The organism is Neobacillus sp. PVCKKU3 (assembly GCF_058323225.1).
This window is the reverse complement of sequence record NZ_JBLVQN010000081.1, coordinates 1-4,842: the sequence shown is the minus strand read 5'-3', so window position 1 is coordinate 4,842 and position 4,842 is coordinate 1. Positions and strand designations below refer to the sequence as shown.

Here is a 4,842-nt window from a genome sequence, read left to right as displayed (position 1 = left end):
TTTTGATGCACAAGAACCGTCCCTGCGTCTCATCTTGGGATTTTTAAAGTTTGTCCCACATATATTGTATCTGTTGTTAAGCCGTTTAGTTCTTTAATAGCAGTGACGGTGGTGTTATACCGCATCGCAATGGCGGATAAGGAATCACCGGACACCACTTTGTACGTAATGACTGTTGCATTCATTTGTGTAGTGTTTGTTGTCGTGATTTTTAAGGTTTGTCCTACATAAATCGTGTCAGTTGTTAAATGGTTTTCTTCTTTAATGGCTGTCACCGTCGTATTATATCGATTTGCAATGACTGATAATGAATCGCCCGCCACTACCGTATAGTCTACGGTGGTGGTTGCAGCAGGCGCCGGCGTAGGTGCGGGTGTTGTATTCGTGCCGGTTGTGTTCGGTAATGTTAATGCCTGGCCAATATAAAGAGTGTCGGTAGTCAAATTGTTGATTTCTTTAATTTGGCTGACAGTTGTATTGTATCGAAGGGCTAGTGAATATAAATTATCGCCCGCAACAACTGTATACGATATATACGATGGAGTAGGCGGAGCGACCGCTTCCATAGGTGGAGGAGCCTGAGATACGGCCACGGTTGTAGGAAGGGTAGTCACATAACTGTTCCAAACCTCTGTGTTCTCCTGTCCGATACTCCAGTTTCCAACACCGCGCAAATTATATTTACTAATCAGCAATAATTTTTGCCGGATGGATTCCTCATTTTCAAACCAGATGGTATAGGTTCCAGCTGCCAAAGTTGTCCCGCCGACAACTGGCTTTGGGTCTCCATTTTTAATAGTAATAATCGTCTTTGGTGTTTTGCTTACTTCATCAAAAACAACCGTTCCATTATATTGTTTTATTAATTGTTCCACCTGCCAATTGGAAATTCCAAACCCTCCATAGGTTTGCCCCTGAATCCAATATCGACCGTATTGGGCAATGCCTAAGACAATTTTATTGGCTGCGACATTTTGATTGAGGGCATATTGGACTGACCTTTCCACCCAAGGGACACTGGCAACAGGTCCAGCATCTCCGCCCGGATAGCTTTCATCATAACTCATGATCATTAAATAATCAGCATACTTAGCCAAGCTGTTATAGTCATACGAGCCATGCCATCCTGTCGTCCAGCCATTAGGATTTGCAGCGACCGCAACGGAAACTTCCTTCCAGGCTGGGATCTTTTCCCGCAATAATCGAACAAACTCAGTATAGTTGGCCCGGTCCACTTCCGTGACATTTTCAATGTCCACATTGACCCCATCCAAATTATAGCGGGCAACGGCGTCCGCAATCTGCTGTGCGGCCAGCTCTTTATTGGCGAGCAAGGCCCGGCCGAGATTTCGGTCCCAATGATTGCTTAAGAATGGGACAATACGGATTCCTTGTAAATGCATCGCGGAAATAAAGGCTGGGTCCAAGCTGTAGGTCAATTTCAAGGTACCATTCGCATTTATATCAAAATAACTCGGCGACACGGTATTAACGGAGCTGGCTGTTTGGTTCACCATCGAAACGTAATCCTGGGTGTTACCGAAATACATGTAGCCGAGATTGACGACTTCACTTGCTGTTACAGGCAATCGTAACAGCTGATTTGGCTGAATGACATCATTGGTTAGCCGATTTAATGCCATTAATGCCTCTACGGTGGTGTTATACCGTTTGGCAATCGTATATAGGGTTTCGCCGGTTGCAGCTGTATGGCTGTATAGCGGAACCGAGGCTAATGTACTGATATTTCCCGCAAAGTCCGTTTGATATACAGAAGCCGTCGCGGCCCCGGTCATATCTGCTTGGTCTAGATAGAATTTTAAGGTATAAAAACCTTCTGCGTCCGCTGTTCCAGAAGTGCTCAATAACTCTGTCCCATTTGTGCTGCGAATGGTTGCATAAACGACAGAATAGGGTTCCGCTGTGCCAAGCATCGTATAAATTGGACGCTTATTTTCAAAACTAAAGCCGTTTTTGGATACGACTGGATTTGGAACAACGGTATCTTTTACAACCGTTGAAGTTTGACTGATACTTGCATTTCCTGCTTTATCAATCAGCATGATTTCCAGCGTTAAGGTTCCATCTTTCAAACTGGCTACATCAAAGTTGAGATTAAATTTGCCGTTTGAAATCATGGCCGATTTGGCTATATTGGTGGTCCCATCGCTAACGGTGACCTTAACCAAAGCACCTTCTTCCACAGAAGAACCACTGACAGAAAATTGATTCTGATTTAACAGATTAACATATGGTGCCATGGTTGTTACTGGCACTTCCGGTGCAGTTGTATCCTTTGTTATGGTCAGAGGCTGAAGCTGGCTCCTGTTCCCGGCAGCGTCAGTGGCCATAACAGCTACTGTAATATCCCCATCCTTTAGGCTGCTAATATCAACAGGTAGAGTAAAATTGCCTCGCGAATCCGTCGCGGTGGTTTTAACCAGGCTGGTTACACCGTCTGAAATGGTCAAGTCCAGTTTGATAAGCGGTTCAGCTGTACCACTTAGTTTATAGGTACTGACGTTTCCGCCAAAAATAATTGGAGGCTGGTTAAACTGGATACTCGCAGGACCGAGTGTATCTTTGTTCAGCGTCTTGACGGCTAATGGGCTCATATTCCCTGCTTGGTCGACTTGGGTAATTTCGAATCGGACATCGCCATCATTTAGGTTGGACAGGTCTACGGGAATAGTGTATCCGCCAGTTTCATTCACCTGTCCGATTAATTCAACGCTCTTGCCTGTACCATCGAAGGCCTTGATGTTCACCTGTGCATTTGGTTCACCAGTTCCGGTTAGCAAAAATGAGCTCTTGTTTTCCTGATTAATAAAATTGTTATTATTTAAAATTGGTGCAAGGGGAGCACTTGTATCTTTGGCAACAGTCATTTTTCCAGCTGGACTTTTGATTCCCGTTGGACTTGTTTGCACAGCCGAAATGATGAGGGCACCATCCCTCAGGGCAGTTACATCCACATTAGCAATAAATTCTCCGTTGGCATTTGCAACAGCAGTTGTTGTGATGGCATCTCCTAAAGTCCCATCTGATACAGATATGTCCACTCTTGACCCAGGCCGGGCAGTCCCGAATATCGGATAATTTGTAGCTGTTTGGCTGTTAATTATTTTCGCATTTCCGATCAGCGGCGCATCCAGGCTAGTGTCCTTTGTAATCGTGGTTTGTCTGGTGGCGCTAATATTTCCCGATGGATCGATAGCCCGTGCGGTGACGGTTAATTGCCCGTCATTTAGAGAAATCAAATCGGCATTTGCACGAAATTCGCCTATTTCATTGGCAATTGCTCTCATCGTTACATTTGCATGGACACCGTCTGAAACGGTCAAATCCACGAAGGCTCCAGGGTCAGTTACTCCAAAAAGGGTGTAATTTTTTACATTCTCAATCGTTACCTTTACGGTACTATCTAGGACAGGTTCATTGATAATGGTATCTTTCGTGACAATTAATCGGCTTTCAGGACTTCGATTTCCTGCCTGGTCCGCTGCGACAGCGCTAATTGTAATCGTTCCGTCCGGTGAGCCGGAAGTGTCCACTTTTGTTTCAAACCTGCCGCTGGCATCAGCTTTTATTTGAAGCAATTTTGCTGGACTGATTCCATCTGATAATGTTAGATAGACGGTTGCGTTTGCTTCAGTAGTCCCTGAAATGGAAGTACTTGCCTGATTGATTGAAGTAATTTTACTAATTGAGTTTAGTAAAGGTGCTGCAGGTGCTGTTGTATCGGCAGGTACTGTGCTCCCTGCTGGAATCGTTAGGATCTGGCCGACATAAATCATATCGCTTGTTAATTTATTTGCTGCTTTAATTTGCTCCACTGTCGTGTTAAATCGCTTGGCAATAAGTGATAAAGAGTCGCCTGCTACCACTGTATAGTTTGTGGTGGTTACTGTAGAAGGCGGAGTCTGCGACTGTACTGGTTCCGGGCTTTGAACGGTTTGCGTCTGCGGTACAATTAAGAATTGGCCGATAAATATGCTCTCAGTAGTTAAATTGTTTAGATTTTTAATTGTATCCACTGTAGTGGCGAATTTTTTTGCTATTTGATATAAGGTATCCCCCGCTGCTACTTGATACGTACTTGTTTTGGTAGTGTCCACAGTAGGGGCAGGTGCTGGAGCAGGCACGGGTTCCGGAGTAGGTGTCGGCTTTGGCGTTGGTGTAGCAGCTGTTGTTTGCTCAACAGTCCTTGGAATCCTAATTTTTTGTCCAATCGAAAGGAAATCGCTCGGAAGCTGATTATAAGAACGAATACTATCGACGGATGTGTTAAACTTCCTCGAAATCGAATATAAAGTGTCGCCTGCAACGACTGTATATGTATAAAAAGGCAGGTTTAATACCTGTTCTACATAAATAGTGTCAGAAGTTAAATTGTTTGTAGTTTTAATAGACGATACTGTTACATTAAACTTCCTTGCAATTGAATATAAACTGTCGCCGGCCTGGACTTTATACACATCGTACTGACCAGTTTGTTGAGTCTGACCAGCGATTGCAGTTTCTGCACCTACCTTCGTAATGTCGGAACCAAAATAAATAGTCGTTACCAAAAGTGAACCAGCCATAACCTTGGCCGCATTAATATTTAAATAAGGGAACCTTTCCCTAATTAAATGATTGATTTGTACTTGGAGAGTCTTTTTTCTGAAATCTGAGGGTCCCAGCTCATTCGAAAACTCCTCCAAATAAGAATCGAGGTAAACCACTAACGTAACCCCGCCTCGTTCTTGGAGCAGCTCATATCTTTTAATCTCCACTTAACCACCTCCATTTAATAAAATGAAGCATGGGGACGGTTCTTATGCATCATTTTGATGCATA

At 43.9% G+C, this 4,842-nt stretch carries 1 protein-coding gene; it reads right to left on the bottom strand.

Annotated features, from left to right (window positions below; genetic code table 11):
* Positions 1–29 precede the first annotated feature (29 nt).
* Positions 30–4,778: a LysM peptidoglycan-binding domain-containing protein gene (locus ACNQGS_RS28790; RefSeq protein ID WP_491490369.1), complete on the bottom strand. Its 4,749-nt coding sequence runs from the start codon at positions 4,776–4,778 to the stop codon at positions 30–32.
* Positions 4,779–4,842: the final 64 nt, after the last annotated feature.